The organism is [Chlorobium] sp. 445, assembly GCA_002763895.1.
GTDB lineage: Bacteria > Bacteroidota > Chlorobiia > Chlorobiales > Thermochlorobacteraceae > Thermochlorobacter.
Map to the genome: position 1 here is coordinate 1 of NSLH01000081.1, position 24128 is coordinate 24128.

The 24128-nt window shown below is 46.9% G+C and carries 27 protein-coding genes and 3 pseudogenes; 13 read left to right on the forward strand and 17 right to left on the reverse strand.

What is annotated here, in order from left to right:
• The 3 genes from CMR00_12850 to CMR00_12860 all read left to right on the forward strand — a co-directional run.
• Positions 1–1273: 4-hydroxy-3-methylbut-2-en-1-yl diphosphate synthase (locus CMR00_12850; GenBank protein ID PIO46898.1), on the forward strand; the 1273-nt coding region annotated here is incomplete at its 5' end.
• 114 nt (positions 1274–1387) lie between these two features.
• The gene (locus tag CMR00_12855) at positions 1388–2659 is read left to right on the forward strand and encodes a mechanosensitive ion channel protein MscS (GenBank protein ID PIO46899.1); all 1272 of its coding nucleotides are present in this window, start codon (positions 1388–1390) and stop codon (positions 2657–2659) included.
• A 163-nt stretch (positions 2660–2822) separates the two neighbouring features.
• Positions 2823–4154: a UDP-N-acetyl-D-glucosamine dehydrogenase gene (locus tag CMR00_12860; GenBank protein ID PIO46900.1), complete on the forward strand. Its 1332-nt coding sequence runs from the start codon at positions 2823–2825 to the stop codon at positions 4152–4154.
• A 4-nt stretch (positions 4155–4158) separates the two neighbouring features.
• On the opposite strand, the gene CMR00_12865 is transcribed toward CMR00_12860, so the two are convergent.
• The gene (locus CMR00_12865; protein ID PIO46901.1) at positions 4159–4452 is read right to left on the reverse strand and encodes a hypothetical protein; all 294 of its coding nucleotides are present in this window, start codon (positions 4450–4452) and stop codon (positions 4159–4161) included.
• A gap of 79 nt (positions 4453–4531) precedes the next feature.
• Here CMR00_12865 and CMR00_12870 point away from each other — a divergent pair.
• Positions 4532–5094 (forward strand): annotated as a pseudogene (locus tag CMR00_12870) (CDP-alcohol phosphatidyltransferase).
• Here CMR00_12870 and CMR00_12875 read toward each other — a convergent pair.
• From CMR00_12875 to CMR00_12900, 6 genes are all read right to left on the reverse strand, one after another.
• A complete protein-coding gene (locus CMR00_12875) occupies positions 5084–5914 on the reverse strand; it encodes a hypothetical protein (protein ID PIO46902.1) in 831 nt (276 codons plus the stop codon). The pseudogene CMR00_12870 and the gene CMR00_12875 overlap by 11 nt on opposite strands.
• Positions 5901–6182 (reverse strand): hypothetical protein, encoded by a 282-nt coding sequence (locus CMR00_12880; GenBank protein PIO46903.1) that lies wholly within the window; start codon positions 6180–6182, stop codon positions 5901–5903. The genes CMR00_12875 and CMR00_12880 overlap by 14 nt, the downstream gene beginning before the upstream one ends.
• Positions 6160–6648 (reverse strand): biotin--[acetyl-CoA-carboxylase] ligase, encoded by a 489-nt coding sequence (locus CMR00_12885; GenBank protein PIO46904.1) that lies wholly within the window; start codon positions 6646–6648, stop codon positions 6160–6162. The genes CMR00_12880 and CMR00_12885 overlap by 23 nt, the downstream gene beginning before the upstream one ends.
• A gap of 27 nt (positions 6649–6675) precedes the next feature.
• Complete coding sequence (locus tag CMR00_12890) at positions 6676–6924, reverse strand: hypothetical protein (GenBank protein PIO46905.1); 249 nt, start codon at positions 6922–6924, stop codon at positions 6676–6678.
• A 287-nt stretch (positions 6925–7211) separates the two neighbouring features.
• Positions 7212–7757 carry a hypothetical protein gene (locus CMR00_12895; GenBank protein PIO46906.1) on the reverse strand — a complete coding sequence of 182 codons (546 nt, stop codon included), beginning with the start codon at positions 7755–7757 and terminating at the stop codon, positions 7212–7214.
• A gap of 67 nt (positions 7758–7824) precedes the next feature.
• Positions 7825–8550: a hypothetical protein gene (locus CMR00_12900; GenBank protein PIO46907.1), complete on the reverse strand. Its 726-nt coding sequence runs from the start codon at positions 8548–8550 to the stop codon at positions 7825–7827.
• Positions 8551–8678: 128 nt separating this feature from the next.
• Between CMR00_12900 and CMR00_12905 the strand changes: the two genes are divergently transcribed.
• Positions 8679–9701 (forward strand): Holliday junction branch migration DNA helicase RuvB, encoded by a 1023-nt coding sequence (locus CMR00_12905; GenBank protein PIO46908.1) that lies wholly within the window; start codon positions 8679–8681, stop codon positions 9699–9701.
• A gap of 32 nt (positions 9702–9733) precedes the next feature.
• Entirely contained in the window at positions 9734–10552 is an 819-nt protein-coding gene (locus CMR00_12910; protein ID PIO46909.1) for a peptidase M48, read from the forward strand.
• Between the two features lie 45 nt (positions 10553–10597).
• On the opposite strand, the gene CMR00_12915 is transcribed toward CMR00_12910, so the two are convergent.
• Complete coding sequence (locus tag CMR00_12915; GenBank protein PIO46910.1) at positions 10598–11098, reverse strand: hypothetical protein; 501 nt, start codon at positions 11096–11098, stop codon at positions 10598–10600.
• Positions 11099–11358: 260 nt separating this feature from the next.
• Here CMR00_12915 and CMR00_12920 point away from each other — a divergent pair, with 260 nt between their 5' ends.
• The 4 genes from CMR00_12920 to nth all read left to right on the forward strand — a co-directional run bounded on the left by CMR00_12920 (position 11359) and on the right by nth (position 14761).
• A complete protein-coding gene (locus CMR00_12920) occupies positions 11359–12513 on the forward strand; it encodes a leucine dehydrogenase (GenBank protein PIO46911.1) in 1155 nt (384 codons plus the stop codon).
• A 141-nt stretch (positions 12514–12654) separates the two neighbouring features.
• Positions 12655–13278 carry a transcription antitermination factor NusB gene (gene nusB / locus CMR00_12925; GenBank protein ID PIO46912.1) on the forward strand — a complete coding sequence of 208 codons (624 nt, stop codon included), beginning with the start codon at positions 12655–12657 and terminating at the stop codon, positions 13276–13278.
• Positions 13275–14033 (forward strand): metallophosphoesterase, encoded by a 759-nt coding sequence (locus CMR00_12930; protein PIO46913.1) that lies wholly within the window; start codon positions 13275–13277, stop codon positions 14031–14033. Before nusB ends, CMR00_12930 begins: the two co-directional genes overlap by 4 nt.
• Positions 14034–14050: 17 nt before the next feature.
• Entirely contained in the window at positions 14051–14761 is a 711-nt protein-coding gene (nth, locus tag CMR00_12935; protein PIO46914.1) for an endonuclease III, read from the forward strand.
• On the opposite strand, the gene CMR00_12940 is transcribed toward nth, so the two are convergent.
• On the reverse strand, positions 14742–15188 hold the full coding sequence (locus CMR00_12940; protein ID PIO46915.1) for a blue light sensor protein: 447 nt from the start codon (positions 15186–15188) through the stop codon (positions 14742–14744). The two genes, nth and CMR00_12940, sit on opposite strands and share 20 nt — an antisense overlap.
• Positions 15189–15310: 122 nt before the next feature.
• Here CMR00_12940 and CMR00_12945 point away from each other — a divergent pair, with 122 nt between their 5' ends.
• Positions 15311–15745, forward strand: coding sequence for a hypothetical protein (locus tag CMR00_12945; GenBank protein PIO46916.1), 435 nt, complete (start codon positions 15311–15313; stop codon positions 15743–15745).
• A gap of 123 nt (positions 15746–15868) precedes the next feature.
• Complete coding sequence (locus CMR00_12950) at positions 15869–16579, forward strand: YebC/PmpR family DNA-binding transcriptional regulator (GenBank protein PIO46917.1); 711 nt, start codon at positions 15869–15871, stop codon at positions 16577–16579.
• Positions 16580–16606: 27 nt separating this feature from the next.
• On the opposite strand, the gene CMR00_12955 is transcribed toward CMR00_12950, so the two are convergent.
• Positions 16607–17956, reverse strand: coding sequence for an aminotransferase V (locus CMR00_12955; protein ID PIO46918.1), 1350 nt, complete (start codon positions 17954–17956; stop codon positions 16607–16609).
• Here CMR00_12955 and CMR00_12960 point away from each other — a divergent pair.
• Positions 17760–18542 (forward strand): annotated as a pseudogene (locus tag CMR00_12960) (hypothetical protein). The gene CMR00_12955 and the pseudogene CMR00_12960 sit on opposite strands and share 197 nt — an antisense overlap.
• A 503-nt stretch (positions 18543–19045) precedes the next feature.
• On the opposite strand, the pseudogene CMR00_12965 reads toward CMR00_12960, so the two are convergent.
• From CMR00_12965 to CMR00_12995, 7 genes and pseudogenes are all read right to left on the reverse strand, one after another.
• Positions 19046–20268 (reverse strand): annotated as a pseudogene (locus tag CMR00_12965) (alanine dehydrogenase).
• A 209-nt stretch (positions 20269–20477) separates the two neighbouring features.
• The gene (locus CMR00_12970; GenBank protein PIO46919.1) at positions 20478–21179 is read right to left on the reverse strand and encodes a succinate dehydrogenase iron-sulfur subunit; all 702 of its coding nucleotides are present in this window, start codon (positions 21177–21179) and stop codon (positions 20478–20480) included.
• A 50-nt stretch (positions 21180–21229) separates the two neighbouring features.
• Positions 21230–21949: a hypothetical protein gene (locus CMR00_12975; GenBank protein PIO46920.1), complete on the reverse strand. Its 720-nt coding sequence runs from the start codon at positions 21947–21949 to the stop codon at positions 21230–21232.
• A 125-nt stretch (positions 21950–22074) separates the two neighbouring features.
• The gene (locus CMR00_12980) at positions 22075–22251 is read right to left on the reverse strand and encodes a hypothetical protein (GenBank protein PIO46921.1); all 177 of its coding nucleotides are present in this window, start codon (positions 22249–22251) and stop codon (positions 22075–22077) included.
• Positions 22223–23299 (reverse strand): hypothetical protein, encoded by a 1077-nt coding sequence (locus CMR00_12985; GenBank protein ID PIO46922.1) that lies wholly within the window; start codon positions 23297–23299, stop codon positions 22223–22225. Before CMR00_12985 ends, CMR00_12980 begins: the two co-directional genes overlap by 29 nt.
• Positions 23256–23714, reverse strand: a complete 459-nt coding sequence (locus CMR00_12990) for a hypothetical protein (protein ID PIO46923.1) — start codon at positions 23712–23714, stop codon at positions 23256–23258. Before CMR00_12990 ends, CMR00_12985 begins: the two co-directional genes overlap by 44 nt.
• On the reverse strand, positions 23711–24121 hold the full coding sequence (locus CMR00_12995) for a hypothetical protein (GenBank protein PIO46924.1): 411 nt from the start codon (positions 24119–24121) through the stop codon (positions 23711–23713). Before CMR00_12995 ends, CMR00_12990 begins: the two co-directional genes overlap by 4 nt.
• Positions 24122–24128: the final 7 nt, after the last annotated feature.

Sequence of the window (24128 nt, forward strand, 5' to 3'; positions counted from 1 at the left end):
TCCTGTCAATGAAGTGTATTTCGGTTTTGAATTGGTCAAGAAATACAACGACAAACTTTGGGTTCACGCCGATACACTTAGCGACTTTGCAAAGAGTTTTATTTTGCCTAAAGCTGAAGAGCCACCATTCACGCCGTTTGAGTTTAATCGCCGTCCATCGCAAAAAATCGTGGTTGGAAACTTAGACGTCGGTGGCGATGCAGTTCCGCGCGTCGAGTTGGAGGTCAAAGCGTCGCTTTCTAATGTTGAGAAAGTTCGCGACGAAATCATCTTTTCGGCAAAGCCTTTTCTTCGAGATGGCGCCAAATCGGAATTTACTTCTATCACTACCGACTGCATTGACGATGTCAAAGCGATTCAAGCCGCACTGAATGAAAAATTTGTTGCGCCGATTTTGTCTGTCTCCGTTAGCCAGATGCTTACAGCAAAGGCTTTGGTTAATTCGGTCGACAAAATTCGCTTGAACATCAAGCGTGGCGATGTGCCCTTTGAGAAAGAGGGCTTGCAGCATCTTGTCGGGCGCGCTGCCATTGAGTTTTCGTTTGTCAAAACTGATGAAACCGATACAGCAATCGCCGAAATTCTCACGCGCCTTGCTGAAAAGTGCCGTGCGGTTGGACTCGAGCGCGCCATGTTTTCGATTCAAGCCAAGGACATCATTTATCCTTATCGGCGTTTAGCGCAAGCCTTCAAAAAAGCACAGATAACATTTCCGATTGTGCTTCGCTACGACGCACGCCATGTTCAACCGACGAACAATCCACACGCTAAAATTCCTGACTCAACCATTGACGCTTCAACGCTCTGCACCGTCGCTGTTCAACTTGGCACGCTCTTGTGCGATGGCATTGGCGATGCGGTCGCGCTTTGCTCAAATCTCTTGCGCGGCGATGAATTGAACTTGGTCTACAACATTTTGCAAGCCACACGCTACCGCATGACCAAAACCGAGTTCATCTCTTGCCCATCTTGCGGCAGAACACTCTTTGACCTCGAGGAAGTTACAGCGAAAATCAAAGCCAGAACAGCGCACTTGAAAGGCTTGAAAATTGGCATTATGGGCTGCATTGTCAATGGTCCAGGCGAAATGGCCGATGCCGATTTCGGCTATGTTGGCACAGGCGTCGGTGAGATTAGTCTTTATGTTGGCAAGGAGGTTGTTGAGCGCCATATTCCCGAAGCCGAAGCTGTTGACCGCCTCGTTGAACTCATCAAGCGCCATGGTAAGTGGCAAGAGCCAGAGGCATCACTTGCTGAAGAGACGCAATCTTAATGTTGCCACTCTCAGGCTTGTGCCTTTCTTGATTATCGCACGAGTATGCAGTTTTGCTTTACTTCATAGTGCATCTCATTTAGTCTGTTTTTGAAGGTTTAACTACGCTCTATCATGATGGATTTCATTCAATCGTGGCTTGTATCTGCTGGTGTGCCCTATGCTGAGACGCTTACGCTTGTGCTTGGCATCACCTTTCTGCTAATTGCATGCTACGTTTCGCATGTTATCTCACGCCGCATCTTGCTTGTGTGGATTCACAGCATTGCGCAGGCAAGCAAAGCCAGTTGGGACGATGTGCTTTTGGAGCAAAAAACCTTTGACCGCTTGGCACATCTTGCGCCAGCAATCGTGCTGCAACTTTGTGCCCCGATTTTCTTTCCTAATTCGCCTGACATCGTCTCCTTTCTTTCACGCATTAATGATTTTTACGTCATCTGGGTTGTTGTTGCTGTAGTTTTCTCGATCTTGAATGCGGTGGGACAGCTCTATTTGCTTTCTCCGAAAGCTGCGAAGGAATTTCCTATCAAGGTCATTATCCAAGTTTTTCAGATTGTCGCTGTCTTTGTTGGTGCAATTTTTGGTTTGGCTATTCTTCTCAATGAATCGCCGCTGGTCTTGCTTTCAGGGTTAGGCGCCATTACCGCCGTGCTGCTAATCATCTTTCGTGATGCGCTTTTGGGTTTTACTGCTGGTATTCAAATTGCAACCAACCGTTTGGTTGCAGTCGGGGACTGGATTGCCATGCCGAAATATGATGCTGACGGCACAGTTACAGAAATCGCCCTCACCACTGTGCGTGTCCAGAATTGGGATAATACATTTACGATTATTCCCACTTATGCTCTTATTAGCGACTCATTTAAGAACTGGCGTTCGGTCTTTGAGATGGGCGCTCGACGCATCAAACGCTCCATTAACATTGACATCCATTCCGTGAAATTTCTTGATGAATCAGCCATAGAGCGCTTTTCGAAAATTAAATACATTGCCGATTACATCGAGCAGCGACGCGCAGAGGCAATTTACGAAGGTGGAACAGGCTTAGTCGATGAGCGGCGCATCACGAATCTGGGGGCGTTTCGCGCGTATGTCTTTAACTACATCAAAAATCATCCCAAGATTCACAAAGCCATGACCTTCAACGTGCGGCACCTGCAACCGACGGAGAATGGCATTCCCATTGAAATTTGGGCTTTTACCACAGAAACGCCTTTTGTGAATTATGAGAATGTACAAGCCGAAATTTTTAACCATATCATCGCTATTGTCCCTGAATTTGAACTCCGAATCTTCCAGCGTCCGACAGGCTACGATATGCGCCAGATGTATGTGCCAAACGGTGAGAGTGTCGCGGCATTACCACCTACTTCGAACACCAACTAGAAGAGATGACATTGAGTGCTTGCGCAAGATAACTTTGATCACGACTGAGCACACGTGATTGCTAAGCCACACGCTTTCAAGCCACGTTCGTCAGACTTGCAGTGCACTTTTCTCAATTCAGTTGGAAACGGCTATTTTTGCGCCGCATTAACCAAAATTCATTATGTCGCTTAAAGAAAAATTAGAAAGCAAATCCGCCGTTATTGGTGTCGTCGGCTTAGGCTATGTTGGCTTGCCACTTGCTGTCGAGTTTGCTCGCAAAGGCTTTAAAACCATCGGAATTGATTTAGATAAACGCAAAGTCGAGTCTATTGCTGCAGCAAAAAACTACATTCAGGATATTAAGGAAGAAGACTTTCAAGACGCAATCAAACAGGGCTTCAAGGCTACAGACAATTACGACTGCATCGGTTCGTGCGATGTAATCTATATCTGTGTGCCCACACCTTTTACGCCGAATAAAGAGCCAGATATTTCGTTTATTACTTCCGCCTCGGAGTCAATTGCTAAACATCTGCGAAAAGAGCAGCTTATCATTCTCAAATCCACAACCTTTCCCAATACCACGGAAGGCTATGTGCAACCGATTTTAGAGCGCACGGGCTTGAAAGTTGGCGTTGATTTTTATTTGGCTTTCTCGCCTGAACGTATTGACCCCGGCAATACCAAATGGCACACTGGCAATACGCCAATTGTTGTCGGCGGCGTTACAGCACGGTGTACAGAACTTGCGAGGCTGGCAAATCAGCAAATCATTGCACACGTGCACACCGTCTCCTCACCGAAGGTTGCGGAAATGGAAAAACTCTTAGAAAACATCTTCCGCAGCGTCAACATCGCACTCGTCAATGAAATGGCAATGCTTTGCGACCGCATGGGTGGCATTAACATCTGGGAAGTTGTAGAAGCAGCTGCCACTAAACCGTTTGGATTTATGCCGTTCTATCCCGGTCCCGGCATTGGTGGTCATTGCATCCTGATTGATCCCTACTACCTTGCTTGGCTTGCGCGTGAGTATGACTTTCAGACCAAATTCATCACACTGGCAGCTGAGACCAACGAGCATATGCCGTTTTATGTGCGCGATATGATCATGAAGGAAATTGCGCGTCTGCCGGTTACTGTGGAGAGTGCAAACTACCTTTTTTTAGGTGTTGCTTTCAAAAAAAATGTCGATGACATTCGCCATTCTCCTGCCATCAAGATCATTGAGCTCTTGCAACGTGAAGGCGCAAAGCATATTCACTACTGTGACCCATATGTGCCGCATTTTCGCGAACATGGAATTGCTAATACGGTTATCGAAATGCACGCTTCGCCTTTCACCAAAGCTACATTAAATGCCGCCGATATCGTCATTATCACGACCGATCATTCAGCGTTCGACTATGAGATGATTGTACGCGAATGCAAGCATATCATTGACACACGCAACGCCTTGAAGTCTGTCAAGCATCACCATGCGCATGTTGTGCTACTTGGCGATGGTAAGTGATGCTCTAAAACTCCGGCTCCAAACCGCGCAGCACTGCGCACATTCGGCAGATTTTCTGACCCTCGTCCTCCATAAACCACCCCTTGCGTGCGTTATACCATAGATCACAATCTTCGGCTTCACATCTTTTGAAGCCCACCTCAAGTGCAAACAGGACGATATTTTCTTCTGTGATTTGTACCGGCAAGCGGTTGCCCAGTTCAATTTCTTCAAGTAATGCGGCTTTGAGAACGCCAAAAGATGCCACGGGCTTGAAAATTTGCAGGCGCTCAAGCGCAGTATATTTGTTTGGTATCATCGGAGTGTTAGTTTTGCACGTTGAGCAACTTTTTGCACAAAAGCTAGCTCAACGCAATACATTAATGATGTCTGAACATATGAATCAAGAGCAAGAACGCATTTTTACGCTATCGAATTTCCTAAGCATTCTGCGCGTGCTGCTTATCCCGCCCTTCATTTACTTTTTTCACACGGTGAAAAACTCACCGCTTTTATTCTCGTGCTGATTGCAATTTCCACAGATTGGTTCGATGGACGCGTTGCGCGCTGGACTCATACCGTTTCTGAAATGGGCAAAATTTTGGATCCGCTTGCCGATAAACTTTCTGCTGCGTTGTTAGGCATTTATTTTGCTTACCTTGGCGAACTGCCCGTCTGGTTTGTTGTCTTTCTCTTCTTGCGCGATGCTATCATCTTCGCTGGTGGTATCTATGCCAAATATCGTAAGCACATTCTCACTACGGCTCTGCCTGCAGGCAAATGGGCGGTCGGGTTTCTTGCGCTGCTCTACGCCATGATTGTCTTCCCTTACCCCGTTGATTTTTCTCTGGCGAAAACCGTGTGCCTCTGGGCTGCAACAGCACTGCTTTTCGGCTCTTTTGTACAATACGCCCTCCGCTTCCGCGATATTCTGCTCGGTAAAGAGGTCGTCAACCTTTGAAGACTGGCTGACTTAAATCGTCGTAGAATTTCTTTCTACAATTGCGCGAATGCCATAGAGCACAGCATCTTTTTCTACACGGTCGATTGTGGCAACAGTGCGTGCAAACACCGCTGCATCCCCACCCGTTGCTACCACCAAAATTTTTCGATTCTCGATACTTTCTTTTCAGTTCAACTTTGAGTTTTGCAATCAAGCCTTCAGTTTCTGCTACTTTACCCCAAAATAGCCCCGCCTCCAAGCACTCTACTGTGCTACTTCCAATCAACTTCGACGTTTTACGCAGTTGAAACTCTGGCAATTGTGCGGCACGTTGCCATAGCGATGCTGCAGCTGTATGTGCGCCGGCAAGAATTAACCCGCCAAGATAGTGAGCACCGGAAGTCAGAATGTCGTAGGTAATCGCTGTGCCGAAATCAATCACGATTACGGCCTGGCTCGGAAAGTGCTCTGCTGCAAACGCTGCAACCGCAATTCTATCTGCGCCCAATGTCTGCGGTGTCCGATAGCGTATTTCAAACGGTAACTTCAATGAAGCAGATATGATGTAGGACTCTGCGCGCACATTTTTTTCGAGCCATGGCAAAAACGTTTGTGTGGCTTTCGGCACAACTGATGCCACTCCAATATGCTGAATCTGCTCACGGCACTTGCTTATTTCCTCACCCCAGGCTTTGGCTAAACACTTGGCGTTGCGCTGGTTGAGCAGTTGCGCTGTTTTTACGGTGCTGCGCCAGAGCATTCTCTTGCCTCTGAGTACAGCAAGTGTGGTATGTGTATTGCCAACATTGAGTGCAAGAATCGGCTTAGTAGCGGACATCACTTATCTCAGTTTGGGCATAACGCACGCGCTCTCCTTCTGACTCGATCCACAGAAATCCTACTTCATCGACATCAACAGCTTTACCTGTACGCACTCTGCCTTCGTGCCGAAAGACAACGACTTTGCCAATCATCGTGCAGCGCGCTTTCCACGCATGCAGCATCTCGGCAGTCTTACCTTGTTGAAAAACATGATACTGTTCATCTAAGCGTCTTAGCAATGCCGTCAGCGTCTCTGTGCGGTCAAAGTCTTGCGCTGTGAGCAATTTGAGTGATGTGGCCGGCAACGCTTCGTCGAACACAGTTTGATTGACATTCAAGCCGATGCCAAGCACCACGGTGTGCGTCTGTGTTGAATTGCTGCGTGCTTCTACCAAGACTCCAGCAATTTTTCTTGTTCAAGACCACAACATCATTCGGATACTTGATTTCAGTTGGCAACTGCGTCAAGTGCTCGACAGTCTCAGCAACCGCTTCTGCTGCAAGCAGTGAAAGCAGTCCCAAATTCGCCCCATGCGTTCTGGGGCGCAATACAACGGACATCAGTATGTTTTTGCCTTTTTCGGCTTGCCACCTTTTACCCGCTCGACCTTTTCCTTGTGTCTGGAAGTCCGCAATTAGCACACTGCCTTCGGACAAGTCACCAAGACGAAACGCCTCGGTATTTGTGGAGTCAATTTCATCGTAGACGAGAATGTGCTTGCCGATGCAGTAGTGCGTGGCACAGGCCATTTTTATACGCTGTGAATCTAACAAGGCTCAGGTTGGGCGTTCAATTTTACGATTTGTTTTTTCTGCGATGCGCTGCAAGACTTTCTCAAAATCTGGTAAGTTTTCCTTGATGCTAATCGAATCGACACGTATGGAGTCTATCAAACCAATAATATGATAACTTTTAGGTGGATTATAAGTGAGCGGTTCGCGGTAGATGCGTTGAATCTCACTGTATTTGAGCGATTTACGCTTACCGTTACGTGTCTCATAAATCACTTCCTCATCACTTAGCATGATTTTATCGCCCTCATGTCCATGTTCTGCATAAAAACTTGGTGTTATACATCATCGGGAATCCAAACGAGATCGTTGTTGCCGCAATGATGAGCACCGTTTTCACAAGGCAGCCGATATCAATTCCATATCTGAAATTGCCATAGCGAAAAAAAGAGCGCCCAAGTTGCTGCTAAAAACACCATGGAGAGTATCCAAGTAATTGTCGCGTAGTTTTCAAGCCAGATAGAAGGTTGGGTTTGTGGATAAGCAAATACTTCATTCATTTTGCGTTAGAGCTTTAATGTTTAGGGTAGGGTTTCTTCAGCAATACGTTCATAGTTGCCGTTGTTGTTTCTGTCGGCAAAAATAAATCTCTTTTTGATTTCGTTGTATGTCCAGATTTCTTGTGTCGGTCGGTTAATTGGAAATTCGCGCGTGATGGAAGACGGCTCACCGTAGAGAATGTATGTTTTGCCGCGGTCAGTGCGCCAACCAAAGTCGCGTGCTGTGTAGAAGTTGAAGAACGCATAATCCACGCGCCGATAGTATTCTGCCATGAGTTCGTTGTACTCCGTCTCGGGCGTCGGATCTCGCTTTTTCCAGTATTCCAGAAACTTACGACGCTGTTCTTCGACTGAACCGCTCTGCATTTCGTTTAACGCTTCCGGTTGTAAAATGTACTCCATCAAGCGAATTGCCAGTGTAATATCGTAGAGCGCAAATGGAATATCAATCCACGCATTTTCAAAATCTTTGCTCGTCTCATAGTTTTCTTTACCGGCTTGTACCCTCAGTTTCAAAAGAAAGCGCATATTGGCTAACCGTTCTGCTTGAAAATCAATGATTGCCAAGTAGCGTACCGATTGGCTAAGTCTTTGAGCTGAAAGTGTATATATTTGTTGCTCACTCTCATTGACCTCAAGACTTTTTTATGGCAATCAGGTTCTCTTTCGGTATAGTTTTCTTTTCTATGAGCTTTTCTTTCTGTGTGGTCTTTTCGTAGAGTTCCCATGTTAGCACATCAATCGGTTGCGGCGAGATAATTTCCACCAAACCCACATAGTCGCGCCCGAAGATACCGTTGCCTGATGCCCCTAACAGTTTGAAGTGCAAATCCTCATTCAAAGTATTGGGGCGATAGACCATCATCACATCGGACATCATAATCGGCTTCCTTGGTTTTGGTGCAATGCGCCTTCGATCGAGCCGAATCTGCTTCTGGATTTCGTCGTTGTAAATTTCTGAAAGCAATTCATATTCGCCCACTTTGAGAGGTATGTCGAAGGCTGCTTCTACAAACCGCGAGCGATCTTTTGTTGCTGCAAAACTATCGACAACAATCACGCGGCGTTGCACTTTACGCCCTACAGAGACTTGTCGACTTAGAACCTCAATCGTAAAATTGAGTTCTGCGCCAAACTTGCCATCTTGACGCTTGACAAAAAAGGCGTTGTCGTATGAGATCTTCATATGGGCAATGAGCCGCATTGAGTCAGGTGATGGTGTCAGTAACACTGCGGTCTCAAGGTAAAACTGCGGTCGACCGTACCGCTGCACGATTTCGATATAACGCTCTTGCGCGATTGACTCGACAAAATACAGCGGCAGAGCCAGCAACGATAATGAGCAGAAAAGAATTTTCATTTTTTTATTGCAATTTGTCTTTCAATTTCAGCAAAGTTCAAACGAGTTCAAAGAGATAATTACGGCTACAACTTTCAAGGTACATTTGAGCCTAAGAAAACGCTGATGCACTTTACACAGGCAAACTTATGAGGAACACAAATTTAGAGACAAGCAAAGTCCCTGCAGAGGCGCAACTTGAAGAGCGCCTGCGCCCGATTCGTTTCGAGGATTTTTCAGGACAGCAGAAAATTGTCGACAATCTTCGGATTTTTATCACCGCCGCGCGCAGCCGAGGCGAAGCCTTAGATCATGTGCTGCTTTCAGGACCGCCCGGGCTTGGCAAAACCACACTTGCTTATATCATTGCGCACGAAATGGGCGTCTCAATCAAAACAACCTCTGGTCCTGTTTTGGACAAGCCCGGCGACCTTGCTGGGTTGCTTACCAATCTTGACAAAGGCGACATTTTGTTCATTGATGAAATTCATCGTCTTAACCCTGTTGTCGAAGAATATCTCTATTCTGCAATGGAGGATTTCAAGTTAGATATTATGATTGATTCAGGACCGTCGGCACGCAGCGTACAGATTTCCATTCCACCATTTACTTTAGTTGGTGCCACCACACGCGCCGGCTTGTTGACGGCACCGTTACGCGCGCGCTTTGGCATTAGCTCACGGCTCGATTACTACACTGCTGATTTGCTCGAGAAAATTATTCTGCGCTCCGCAAAAATCCTGGCTGTGGAGATTGATAAAGAAGGGGCTTTTGAAATCGCACGCCGCTCACGTGGTACACCGCGCATCGCCAATCGTCTGCTGCGGCGTGCTCGTGATTTTGCTCAAGTTAACGGCTCCAATTTCATCACCCTTGAAATTGCCCGCCAAACCCTTGCCGCCCTCGATATCGACGAATACGGGCTTGATGAAATGGACAAGCGCATCATGCTCTCCATCATTGAAAAATATGCCGGCGGTCCAGTTGGACTCTCTACGCTTGCCATTGCAGTTGGCGAAGAGCCCGACACTGTTGAAGAAGTCTACGAACCCTATCTCATTCAAGAAGGGTATTTGATGCGCACCCCACGCGGTAGAGTCGCCACCGACCTTGCTTACCAGCGTTTGCGTCTTGAAAAACCAAAATCTACACCCAACTTATTTGACACATAACACACATTTTCTCTAACCTAACCACAACACAAATGACCATCAACACACCACGTCTTGCTGCTAGTACATTTTTCATCTTGTGTTTTGCTCTTGCTGTATGGGCGTGTCGAACCGTAGCGATTACAGGACGCCAACAGCTGAATCTTATTCCGAGCCAAACATTGCTCTCCATGAGCTATGAGCAATACGGCGCATTTCTTTCGCAAGCACGTCTAAGCAATAATCAAGAGCAAACGGCACTTATCAGGCGCGTTGGTCGTCGCATTCAAGCCGCCGTTGAGAAATACTTTGCCGATCAAGGGCTCTCCGATCAATTGCGCGGGTATGCGTGGGAATTTAATCTGGTAGAAAGTCCCGAAGTTAATGCGTGGTGTATGCCCGGCGGAAAAGTTGTCTTCTATACGGGCATTTTGCCTATCACGAGAGATGAAGAAGGACTTGCCGTTGTGATGGGGCACGAAATTGCTCATGCAGTTGCAGAGCACGGCAATGAGCGTATGAGCAAAGGCTTACTGGCTCAGCTCGGCGGTGTAGCGTTGGATGTTGCCTTGCAAGATAAGCCGCAAGAAACCCGTCAACTTTTCTTTGCTGCATATGGCTTAGGCGCACAATTTGGCGTGCTGCTCCCGTTTAGTCGCCTGCAAGAAAGTGAAGCTGATCGTTTAGGACTTATTTTTATGGCGATGGCAGGCTATAACCCAAATGCCGCACCTGAATTTTGGAAACGCATGGCTGCAGTGAGCGGACAAAAAGTGCCAGAATTTTTTAGCACACACCCGTCTGACGAAACCCGCATCCGAGATTTACAAAACGCTATTCCTGAAGCCATGAAGTACTATCAGCGTAATTAGCCTCCTACCCGATACTTCTGCTGCTTTTTATCTGTACCACTAAGCTCACTTGTATTCTACTATCTGTGCATCCAGCGCTTTTTGAAAGGCTTCCTTGAAGGCTTTGCTGCGCCAGTTAAATTCTATAACCAGCCAGCCATACAATATCGCCCAAAGTAGTGCCAGCATCAAAAGGTTTTTGCTTGTGCCAGTGTTAAGATACGTCGCAAGTTCACCAATTAGCCCCGGCATCAGCACTAAGGAGAACAATATGACAAAAAGATTACCGAACCAACGCAAGCCTATTATCACTTGAATCAGGGTTCCTGTTGCTTGCGCACTCACCTTTCCAGCCACACGCGTAAAGAAGAAACTACGTGAATCAATTTTATGCTCGAACGAGAATTTTTCGCTCTCTACTTTTCCAAAGTAAGGATGTAGAGCATCTTTTTCGGCATCGTCTTTTTTCTGCTGCGCAATTTCTGTCAAGCGCTTGAGCGTCTCTTCTTTACTGAGCGTCGTCTCAAACGCCACATGCTCTCTTGGGAAGAGTTTTACTCCGGGCATGTTTTGAGAGATGATGATTTGTTTGTGACGCAGCAGGGCGTGTAAAATTAAGCGTCTTTCGGGAAATTTCTCAAAAGTTTTTGACCAATATGCTGCCGCATTGTTAGCTTACTTTTACTTGGGTTAATGCTCTCTATCGTCATGCGATAGCGCTACTGTTTATGATTCTCACTTGAGCACTGTTGACATCAAGACAAGTTTTTTTAACTTGCTACACAAAATCGACATTTTTTCCAATTTTCAATTAGCTGGCATTAACTATGACGAATTTCAGTGAGCATACCGAAGTCTCTCAAAGCCTCAGCATCTTCGCAGAACTCGAGCGATACGACTACGAGCAGCTTATCTTCTGCTCCGATCAAAAAGTAGGATTGCGTGGTATTATCGCCATCCACAATACGATGCTTGGGCCTGCGCTCGGTGGCACGCGCATGTGGGTCTATCCCACTGAACAAGATGCGATTGCTGACGCCTTGCGTTTAGCTCGTGGGATGACTTACAAAGCCGCTGTCTCACGCCTCAATCTCGGCGGAGGCAAAGCCGTGCTCATTGGCAATCCCGAGCGTGATAAATCCGAGGCGCTCTTTCGCACGTATGGCAGATTTGTTGAGGGACTGGCGGGACGCTATATCACCGCAGAAGATGTTGGCACGAACGTGCGCGACATGGAGTGGGTACGCATGGAAACAAAGTATGTAACTGGTATCTCTCGTGCGCTCGGTGGCAGCGGCGATCCTTCACCTGTAACCGCACTTGGTGTCTATATGGGCATGAAAGCCGCTTGCAAAGCACGTTATGGCAATGACAGTCTTAATGGCAAAACTGTGGTAGTGCAAGGTGCTGGTCAAGTTGCTTATCATCTGTGTGGCTATCTTCGTTCTGAAGGCGCTGTGGTCTATGTGAGCGATATCTACGAAGAGAAAGCCCGACGCATTGTCAATGAATACGGCACGATTTATGTTAAACCCGAAGAAGTCTACGACAAAGCGGCGCACATCTTTTGCCCAGCTGCACTTGGAGGTGTTCTAAATAGCGATACGATTCCGCGCTTGAAGGTAGAAATTGTCGCTGGTCCAGCAAATAATCAATTGCGCGATGAAGAGGTGCACGAGCAAATGCTTATCGAACGCGATATTCTCTATGTCCCTGACTTCGTTATCAATGCTGGAGGCTTAATCAATGTCGCTAATGAACTCGAAGGCTATAACCGCGAGCGCGCTCTCTCTCAAGCAAGGGAAATTTACGACGTGGTCGGCGATGTGCTGCGCATCGCTAAGGAAAGAGACCTTACACCAAACTCGGCAGCTATTCATTTAGCTGAAGAGCGACTTAGGAAAATTGGTCAGATAAAGTCCATTTACGCCGGCGAAAGTAATTATGCCGGACGTCTGGGAGAAATGCACTCTCGCCGATAAATGCTTGTGCTCGCTTTCCCAAGTAATGTTGCAACACTTGCGCACATCAGTTCTTTTTCATAGATGTGAATTTCTTTAGCTTAATCGTTGTTTCACCTTAGGTAGGTTTATGCTCTTCTAACCCGAAAGCGTTCTTTATCAATGATAAATCGCAGACAAGTTCGTGAAGTTGTAATGCAGGTTCTTTACGCTCACGATATTCGGAAGGATAACATTGAAAAGGTTGCGGAAGGTATCATTCCTGAAGAAATCCTGGCTCAGGAAAAATCACGGGAGTTTGCTCGCAAGTTGCTCACAGAGGTCAGCACCCATCAAAAGATGATCGACGAGTATATTACCAAGCACGCTGACAACTGGGAGCTCGAGCGCATGGCACTTATCGACAAAAATCTCATGCGTATGGCGATTGCAGAATTCCTTTTTATGGATGATGTGCCACCAAAAGTTACCATCAATGAGGCGATTGAAATTTCAAAGAAGTATAGCACGGATAAAAGTGGTAAGTTTATCAACGGGATCTTAGATGCAACACTCAATGAACTCAAACAAACTGGCAAACTCCACAAGTCTGGACGTGGCTTGGTCGATGTGCCTCCAAAGCATCCTAAGACAACAGCCGCTCCTACACAGACCGCCGAAAAGCCAGCGGCATCTCCCCCAGCAGCACCTACATCACCTGCACAAAAGCCTTCATCAAAACCTAGTGTCTCAAAACCATCACCTTCCGGTAAGAAATCAACACCATCTACGCATAGACCAAAATGACTGACACTACAACTTCCAAATCTACTGCTGCGCAAAAGTTCATCGCCATTGGCGACATCCATGGCTGCCTTTCACCCCTGCAATCGCTTCTTGACTTACTTGCACCCCAATCTGATGAAATACTCGTTTTTTTGGGCGATTATATCGACAGAGGTCCTGACTCAAAAAGTGTGATTGATTATTTGCTCAAACTTCAAACTCAACATCCTTGCGTGTTCTTAATGGGCAATCATGAAGTGATGATGCTCGAGTATCTGGATTTCGGTAGAGAAGAAGGCTGGGCAATGAATGGCGGCAAATCTACACTGGATTCATATCTTGTCAATGGTACCATTCTTATTCCTGACTCACACATCGAGTTTTTGCACAACTGCGCCTACTACTACGATACCGACAAGTATTTCTTCGTGCATGGTGGCTTAAAGCCTACGCGCTCTATCGCAGATAACCTGCGCCTGCTTTCTCCTATGGACTTTGTTTGGGAACGCGAGCATCTCAATCCACATCATCTTTTCTATGAAGATTATGCTTGGGAAAAAACCGTCGTCTGCGGTCATACCCCGCGTCCAGAACCGATTATCAAAGAGAAATTGATTTCAATTGACACAGGATGTGTCTATAACTATTCGCCAGAACTCGGGCGTCTGACGGCAATTCGTTTGCCCTCCCTTGAGCTTACACAGGTAGATAACCGCACGCAAAAATTTTCATTTTCTCGCTGGCTGAAATCTAAGATGTCAGTGTCTGGACGCTAATTTTAGCTGCGTTCATTATGACAAAGAAAGAAAAGTTTCGACGCGTTATAGAGATATTGAGCAAGAAATTCCCCGCACCCCGAACAGAACTTGTCTATCAAACACCGTTTCAACTCCTTGTCGCTACAGTTTTAGCTGCGCAATGCACTGACAAACGCGTCAATATGGTTACTAAGCCGCTCTTTGAAAAATACCCTGATGCCCAAGCCCTGAGCCAACTTTCGCTCTCTGAACTGCGCGAGCATATCAAATCCATCAATTTTTTCAACAATAAAGCAAAGCACATTTACGAGCTTACACGTGCGCTGCTTGAACGCCATCACGGTGAAGTGCCACAAACCTTAGAGGAACTGACCGCACTGCCCGGGGTCGGTCGCAAAACCGCCCATGTTGTGATGAGTAACTGCTTTGGCAAGCCTGTCTTAGCCGTCGATACCCATGTCTTTCGCGTCTCCAATCGACTTGGTCTTGCAAAAGCCAATGATGTCCTGCAGACCGAGAAACAGTTAATGAAATATCTCGCGCCAGAAGAGGTTGGAAATTTTCATCACTACCTCATCTTGCATGGTCGATATACCTGCAAAGCTCAGTCGCCTGCTTGCCACAGCTGCGAGCTTACCTCAATTTGTTCATACTACAAGCAGCATTTGCACACAGCAAGCGAGCGTTCACGGTCAAATGGCAAGTCTGCTTTAGGGCGCAAGCATCTTACGCGGCAGACATCGTAAGTGGGTTACGACGGCTTTTCTCTATGAGTTCATGGAGCAACTCGATGCAAGACTCCGGCTCCATCGCAAGTGGGTCAAATTCCCTGACCGCGCTATATTTGCTATACTCTGCTTGGAATTCACGTGCCGTAGCGAAAAATACAAGCGACATGTCCCAGCCGCGAAACATCCGCTTGGCAACGCGTTTGAACTCAAGGAGTTTGATATCTTTATGACGCGGATCCTGCATGATGCGAGAGAGCGTGTAGTTTACTTCGTGAATGCCGCCCTCTAAGGTTTGCAGAAACTTTCCTTCGCAAAACAGCAGCGCTCCTGAAATAGCCCGTTTTGCGTTGTTCAGACTTGCTTTGCGAGAGATTTCTTTGACATCCTCAAGCGAAAGAGTATCGCTTGCCACACTGTAATAGACTAGTCGGTAAAGTCCCATTTGATGACTATAAGTTTGATTTTTAAGTATTCTTCTTCAAACGCTTGCCTGAGTTCTTTGGTTTTTAGCGCGCGAAAAAAAATTGCAACTTTACACTGATATCCTATGTTTGGTTTGAGTTTATGTATGAAATAGATAATTCAACATTTCCGATTATTACGCTGCGCAGCGAATCGCCAGTGAGCCAAGCTATGCTCAAGGATTTTTACAAGTCCATTCGCGCAGCGGTTGAGCATAAAGTAGCGTTTGGCGTTTTCTATCGCTGCGATGCAACGGAGCCTAAACTGGCGCGTGCAGCGCCCCCTAACATCATGACCGAACAACTGCCACACGACCTTCCCGAATACTTTGCTGGATTAGTTGCCGTTATGAAATCGACGAAAATGATTCGCTACTTACGTCCCATTTCTGTCGGTTTAACTCACGCTATGCCGAAGTGTCCCGTTAAAATCTTCACTTGGGGCGAAGAGCAGAACGCTAAAGCATGGATTCAAGCGCAAATTGAAATCAAGCAGGGTCGACTTGCTTGGGCGCGCCTTGCACAGAAAACCAGTTAATGCCATCTGCTCTCTGAAATTTTTAGCGTCTTCACACAGTGGCACCTTCTTTCCCTAAGTCTTTTGTATTTTTGTGCTTTCTATGTTACAGGGTTTCTTAACAAACCGTCAAAAAATTCTGCTATGGGTCGCATTTTTGAGAAGCGCAAGCACAAGATGTTTGCGCGCTGGGCGAAGATGTCCAAAGCCTTTACCAAAATTGGTCGTGAAATCTCGATTGCAGTTAAGTTAGGGGGCCCAGACCCAGACGCCAATGCTCGACTTCGACGCGCTATTCAAAACGCACGCAGCGTCAATATGCCCAAAGATCGCATTGAAGCTGCCATCAAACGTGCATCCTCAAAAGAGGAAGCAGATTTTCAAGAAGTAACTTACGAAGGTTATGCGCCGCACGGCGTTGCCCTCATTGTGGAAGCGGCAACAGATAATCCTACGCGTACGGTCGCCAATGTGAGAATGTATTTTAATCGCAGCGGGGGCTCGTTGGCTGCAAATGGCGCCGTGAGTTTTATGTTTGAACGCAAAGGTGTCTTCAAACTCGCTAAGCCTGCTAATGTTAATCTCGAGGAACTGGAGCTCGAGCTGATCGACTACGGTGCGGAAGATTTCGTCTTAGAAGACGATGAATTGCTTATCTACACCAGCTACAATGATTTTGCAATGATGCAAAAGAAGTTGGAAGAAAAAGGTCTAGAAGTGCAAATGTCGGCACTGCAATATATTCCTACCACGACAACGGAACTAAGCGAGGAGCAAGAAAAAGATGTGATGGAGCTTATCGAGAAGTTAGAAGAAGATGACGATGTGCAAGCTGTCTATCACAACATGAAGTAAGTTGGCGCAGCCGATGCTATTTGCACCTTAGGCTCTTACACTTTTAACTTCGCCACGTGCGATTTTCTCCATTGCATCTGCAAAGCAGTCAATTTCAGAGGGCCGTGTGTAAATGTTTGGCGTAACGCGAATGCCCTTGAAGTCATCAAAAACGGCTTTGGTTGAGCTTGCTCGTTCTGCGTTATCAGGCGGCAAAATAGCGACTGTATAAATACGATGTTTTTCGAAGAGATAACTTTGAACCTTATTGGGGTCCGTGCCTTCGACATGCACGTTAACAAGCCCGCACCACTGTGTTTCATCATCGATGTTAGTTCTGAATTTCACATTGTCATATTTCCTGAGGCGTTCTATCCAGCGTTTGTGCTGGTAGCGCAACCGCGCTGCCTTGCGTTCTACGCCTAAATTTTCATGAAAGCCAAGGGCTTCAGCAATTGCATTGTGGTTAGCGGCTGGATGTGTGCCAATCTCTTCGAACTTGCGAATGTCATTTTGCATTGATTCAGGTGCAGCAAATAGTGGCCAGACATTTTTGATTTTTTCTTTTTTCACATAGAGCATGCCTGTGCCAATCGGTGCATATAGCCACTTGTGCAAACTTGTGCCGAAGTAATCGCATTCTAAGTCGGCGTGTTTGAATGGAATATGAGCGAAGGCATGGGCGCCGTCGACGATGACTTCAATGCCTCGCGCTTTGCCTAAGCGGCAAATCTCACGCACAGGCAAAATTTGCCCTGTATAGACCACGACCTGTGAGACATGAATGACACGCGTTTTTGGCGTAATTGCCTCTTCAATCGCATGGACAAAATCTTTGGGATTCATTAAAGGCACAGGATAGCGCACTTTTTTCAAGATGATGCCATCGCGCCGAACGCGCTGTTCCCAAGTTGTAATCATGCGCGGGTAGTCTTGCGTGGTTGTAAGCACTTCATCACCGCGTTTGAGTTCCAAGCCAAACTGCAAGGTCTGTAGTGATTCACTGGCATTGCGCGTAATGGCAATTTCTTCAGGCGAGCAGCCAAAATGTTTTGCCAAACCTTCGCGCACAGTCTCAATATGCGGTTGCAAATGCCGCCACATGGTGTAAGACGGGGCAAGATTCGAGTAGTCCAAATACGATTTCAGCGCCTCCATAACAATCTTTGGACTTGGACACACCCCGCCATTGTTAAAATTGATGATGCTTCTGTCGACAGCGAAAGCCTGTTGCACCGTTGCCCAGAAGTCTTCATCTGCAGCAATATGTTCAAGTGAAGTCTTGGCAGGATATTGTGCGATTTTCTCGGCAAATTCAGCCAGAGCATCGCTTGCAAGCAGTGCAAGTCCTGTGCCTGCAAGCAGTGTATCTTTTAGAAATTTTCGGCGCGTTGGCATTTTTGCTCAATTTAGAACTTGTGAAATTTGCGCTCCATGCACCCTTGTAATAAAAGTTCAAGGCAACGCTTTGCTGAAACTTGCTGCATCTTTGTTTCGTCAAAATGTTAGTGTTTCTTTAACACTTTTCAAAAAGCCTATGCGTTCAATGCAACCTATTGCACTGCACTGTTGGCTTGCACAAGCAATTTACTTCATTCTTGTGCTCTGCACTCTTGCCACCACTGTTCCTGCATTTGCACAACCTACCCTTGACGGCGCAAGAAAAGCTGTACGCAAAAATCCAAAGAACCCTATCGCTCACTACAACTTAGGTATTGCACTTGCTGATGCAGATCAACCTGAACAAGCTATTGAAGCCTTTGAGCAAGCCATTCGGTTGAATCCCAAATTTGCTGAAGCCTACTACAGTTTAGGGATGATGCACGATGCGCTCGAAGATTATGCGGCGGCTGTTCGTGCTTTGCAAGAAGCCCTGCGGCTTAACCCTCTGTTACCTGACTTACAATTCAACTTAGGGCTTGTACTCAGCAAAGCGGGTCGGCATGTCGAAGCTGTGAAAGTCTTGCGCAGCATCAAGGCAGACAAAGCTCCGCTAAATTATTTCTACACGATTGGCACTGTTGCGCTCAAATCCGATAGCACCACACAAGATGCTATTGAAGCCTTTGAGCAAATCGTGCGCCTTGCTCCTGACAGTTTGTCATTTTATCAGTTCTTAGGCGATGCATACCGCAAAGCCAAGCGCTATGACGATGCCGTGCGTACCTACGAGCAAATTTTGGCGAAAGATCCGAACAACGAGGATGCGATTTATGCGCTTGGCATCACTTATGTATTAAGTCGGCAACGCGCTGCCGCGTTCAAGCAGCATGAAAAATTAGAGCGCCTACGTAGTGCACTTGCCACACCGCTCATCAACTACATTTTTCAAGAAATGCCAAAGCGTCAGGACACCACGAGGCAAAATTAGCCTTGTACCGCGCCGGCATTTATCTCAGGTCTGCAAGGACCAGCCTGCGTTCCAGTTGCAAATTTATTCCGATTCATCTTGCTGCACTGCCACAGAGCTACTTTAAGCTGCATGGATTAGATGTCAGTAGCAAGGAGCATCTGGACTTCACGGAAGGTCAATCCCGAAAGGTCAGCAAGAATTTTTTGGTGAGATATCCTTTGTAAGCATAAGTGCCATTGCGCAAGCTCGTGCTGCGCCAGAGTGCATCAGAGACACTTGCATGTTCGCCGATTTTGAGAATGAAGGGAATGAGTGCATTCGTCAAAGCATAAGAGGCGGTGCGCGCCACTGCCGAAGGCATATTTGGCACACAGTAGTGCGTCACACCATACTTGACATACGTCGGGTTTGAGTGTGAGGTGCGCACGCTCGTCTCAAAGCAGCCTCCTTGGTCAATAGAGACATCAATAATTACTGCGCCTTTTTGCATGGTCATCACGATTTCTTCGCTGACGATAGGCTTCATGATTTTTGAGCGAGGATTCATGGCGCCTACCATCACGTCGGCAACTTTTGCGGCTTTTGAGATATAGTGATCATTTGCGACCGCTGTCGTTACGCGGCGGTTGAAAATTGTCTCGAAGCGTCGCAAGCGGTTGAGTTCTTTGTCGATTACGATGACTTGTGCGCCTAATCCTAAGGCAGCTTGCGCGGCATAGTGTCCTACTGTACCTGCGCCGATAATGACCACGATAGCAGGGGGGACACCAGCGACACCGCCGAGTAGAATACCGCGTCCGCCATTGCCTGTTTCAAGATATTTCGCTGCCGTTTGAATCGCCAGTGCGCCTGCAATTTCACTCATGGAGCGCACAATAGGCAGCTCACCATCGCGGGTTTCAATGAACTCAAAGGCAAGCCCTGTTACACTTTTTTTGAGCACCGTTTCCACATACTCTTGACGCACGCTGCCCAAGTGCAAGGCTGAGATAATGACTTGACTGCGTTGCAATAAATCATACTCTTCTGGCAGTGGTGGGGCAACTTTTACAATAACATTAGCGCGTTTATACAATTCTTGTACATCGTCTATGATCTCTGCACCAGCTTCACTGTACTCCTCGTCAGTGAAGTTACAATGCGCACCTGCGCCTCGCTCTATCATAACGCGGTGTCCTTGCTCCGTGATAATTTTCACACCTGAGGGGGCAAGTGCCACACGATGCTCATCAGGTGTGATTTCGCGGGGCACGCCCAACTCAATGTGCATTTTTCGCTCGGACTTCATCACGACCTTCTCGAGCGTTTCCACGCCAAAGTCGAAATCCATGTATCCGAAATCGCTGGTGTAACTCATTTGCTTGAAAGATGCTCTTGCCAATCTGGCGTCTTAAGAATTTCTGTGTAGAACTGCTGTCATAAATGTAATACTTCTAGTGCAAATGCATCGTTTGCTTTTCTGCATTGTTTTTGCTTTGCTCGTTTTCAAAAGTCAAAAGGTTACCACAACAGGGTCATCGCCTTGTTGGGTAACCTTCTCTGGAGCTTATGATGCCACACGCTTTTTCAATAACGCTCGCTGACAACTTTGCGCTTAAGCGCAGAAATATGTTTGGTGATATCAATTTCTTTTGGACACGCTTGCACACAGTTGAAAATCGTGTAGCATTTCCAGAGACCTTTGTTATTATCGATAATTTTCAGGCGCGCATCACTGGCTTGATCGCGTGAATCAAAAATAAAGCGATAGGCTTTCAGCAGCGCTGCTGGACCCAAGTACTCTTCATCGCTCCATGTTGATGGACACGAATAGGTGCAAGCGCCACACAAAATGCAGCGTGTTGATTCTTCAATGAGCTCCTGATCGGCGCTGCTCATATAGCGCTCGATTTCAGGCGGTGGGTCATCATTGACAAGGTAAGGCATAATGGTTTCGTACTTGCGCCAAAATCCTGTCATATCGATTACCATATCTTTAATCACAGGTGCGCCAGGCACAGGCTCTATCTTTAACTTGCTGGTGCGCAGGTCTTTGACAAGTGTGACACAAGCCAAACGATTTTCCCCGTTAATCATCATCGCATCACTCCCGCAGACACCGTGTGCACACGACTTGCGGTAAGTTAGCGTGCCATCTTGTTCCCACTTAATTTTATTGAGCACATCGAGCACTCTATCCATTGGCTCGGCTTCCACTTTGTAAGTTTCCCAGTGTGGCGCCTGATCTTTTTCTGGATTAAAGCGCTTTATAGATACTTCCAACTGCATACTACTTTACTTCCTTTCTGCCTTTCTTGTCTCACCGACGTTGCATGCCATCAGGCTTTTTCGACTTTGATTGGTACAGGCTTAACACCGTCTTTAGCAGCACCCTCTGCCGCACCGCCACCCGTTGCACTCTTGATAATGTTTGTTGCAGCGTCAATCACGCCTTTTGTAACATCAGCTATGGCATTAGCAACAGGCGCAACCGCATCAGGTAGCCCGTTAATTGTTTTGTTAATAATCTCTCCAATTTCAGGAGCACGCTCACTCCATGCACTCACGGCATCGTTAATAGAATTGAGCGTTAGGCGTCCGTCAATAATTCGTCCAATCGCATTCCCTAATGCCATCGGAGCACCAGCCACATGGGCAAGTGTTTCCATGCCTAAAAAGGTGAAGAACTCACCAACATGTCCTTGCGGGTGCGAGGTCGGTGGAAGGGTTTCTTTCTTTGCCACAAACGCATTGTTGAACAGGCGGCGCGCTTTCTCGGCACGAGTCGTGAGTTTAATCGGCATATTTTTCACAATCTGAACTTGGCAAGCCAGACGATGCCCTTTTTGTTGCTTCTCAGCCGTCAGCCATGCTTTTTCAACATCATTCATCGGTGAAAGCGCTTCCATTCCACTTTCTATTATCACTTCGCAGGTTTGGCACAATCCATGTCCACCGCATACATACCCAATGTGGGCTTTATGACGGCGTGCTGCACCAAGTAAGGACTCATCTACAACGGCATCAAACGATGCACCGTTAATCTCTAATTTTGGCATAGTTCGAATTAAGCGTTTTATTGGCAAAAGTTTGTTAGCAAAAGTTTTTGCACTGCGTGATGTTTTTGCTACTGACCAATGTACGTAACGTATAAAAGTTTCACGTCTTGTGCAACATTGCCGTACTACCTTGCTCGCAGTGTCCAGAGCTTCACCGTTTTGTCATCACTCCCCGTTACGGCGTAATGTTCATCAGGCGAGACTGCAACAGTGTTTATCGTAAAGGTGTGTCCACCATAGAGCCTGTCAATGGTCTCCACGCAACTGACTTTTTCAATGTCCCAAATTTTTGATGGTCTTATCTTGACTGACCGTCAGCATTTCTTTACCACCGCTAATAAACGACATCCCTTTAATAGAAAAGGTATGCGCTAGAATTTTTACTTTAGGTTTGATTGATTTACCAGAGACATTCCAAATGCGCAAGCGTGCATCTTTGCAGCCTGTTGAAAACAGCGTTCCATCAGGCGAAAATGCCACAGCAAACACAGAATCACCATGTCCTTCAATCGTGTGCAATGTCTCGAGTGTCTCTGCGTCGAGAATTTTCACAAGTCTATCGCTGCTGCCTGTTGCTACAAGTTTCCCGTCTGGTGAGACGGCTACGGTACGAATGTTGCCTTGATGTAAAGGCAGCACACGCTTTAGTGACCAATCCGATGTATTGTAGATTTTCAGTGCACCATGACTGCCGCCCACATAGAGCGTAGATTCATCGGGGCTCATCGCGAGCGCATAGTGTGGCAAAAGTTGATTACCGCCCATCGTTACCGTTGCATCAGTAGGCATTGTGAGTCCAGCGGTTTCTATGGCATTTCGGACTATCTGTGCACTTTGCGTTGTTTTTTCAGGTGTTTTGTTGAACTCATAGAGAATGTACTCGACTGCGTTGTAAATCTCATCACCTGAGTTGAGTTCTCTCACCGTATCTGCACTTGCAACAAATGTTCTGCCAATTCTTCCATCAGCGTAGCGTGTCACAGAGAGAAAATTCATGCCGACTTGCGGGCAGAGCAGCGTTACTATTTTGTCGAATTTTTCGGCATCATAGACCATAATCATGCCATCGCGCCCAGTCGTGATGAAATACTTTCCGCTTTTTGAAAAGAGTAGTGCATACACAGACTGTTTGTGATCAGCAAGTCCGCCAACTGCCTTGGGCACATTAGGGTCGTAGACGAACACAGCTCGCAAGCCTCCTGCTGCTGCAAAACGTTTGCTATCAGGTGCGAATGCCACCGTGTAGGCATTTTGTGAATTTTCTAGGTAAGTTTCTTTGAGCGTGAGACGGTTTTGGTCGGGCATTTTAAGATTTGGTGCGGTTTTGTGATTCTGAGTTCGACTGTGCATTCTGTGTCATTGCGGCGCTAAGCCAGTCTTGCAGTTTTCGTGTTGCAAAATCAGCAGCGTAATTGAGCGCAAGAGATTTTGCGGTGTTAAGCACTGTGCGAACAAGTTGAGTAAAAAATGTGGGCGAGTGTGCCGGTTTGCTTGGCGTTGCCATCTGTGGCGGCAGCATCGGCACGCTTTCATGCCGCGCAGAGCGGCGGGGCGCCATGATACGACCTAACATTACTCCCACGCCGAGTGCAATCCCTGCAATAGGTAGAGCATTACGCTGCACAATTGCTCCTATGTCCAAGCGCGCGTCAAGCTCTTCCTTGAGCGACTTTAGGCGCTGTGTTATAGCCTCTTCGCGTACGGCAATCATGCGTTCCAATCTTGCGCGGCGCGCCATCACCTCATCACTAAAGTTCTTGCTCATACTTCCTCGTGGGGTCTTTGCTGCTCAAGTTCATCAAGCTTTTCGGAAATGAGTTTCCAGAAAAAATTTTTTAGTGTGTTCGGTGACACTTTAACGAAATAAACTGCTATCAGCCCCGTCAGAATTCCCAGCGTTAAAAATCCAAGTGAGGGTTTGCCGAGCCATTCGCCAATCAGCAACGCCACGGCAATCATCAGGTAGGCAGTGCTAATCAAGGCAATAATAGCCACCAGCAGCGATGCGGCGACTCCTGCAATAATTTCTGCAAGGTCTAACTTGGCAAGATCAATCTTAGCCGAAATGATCGCAGAAATATCGCGATAACTGCTCTCAATCGCATCAGCAATCACATCTGTCAGACGTGGCGGACGTGTGCTTTGCGCTGGCGGGCGTTTTCTGTCAGACACCAGATGC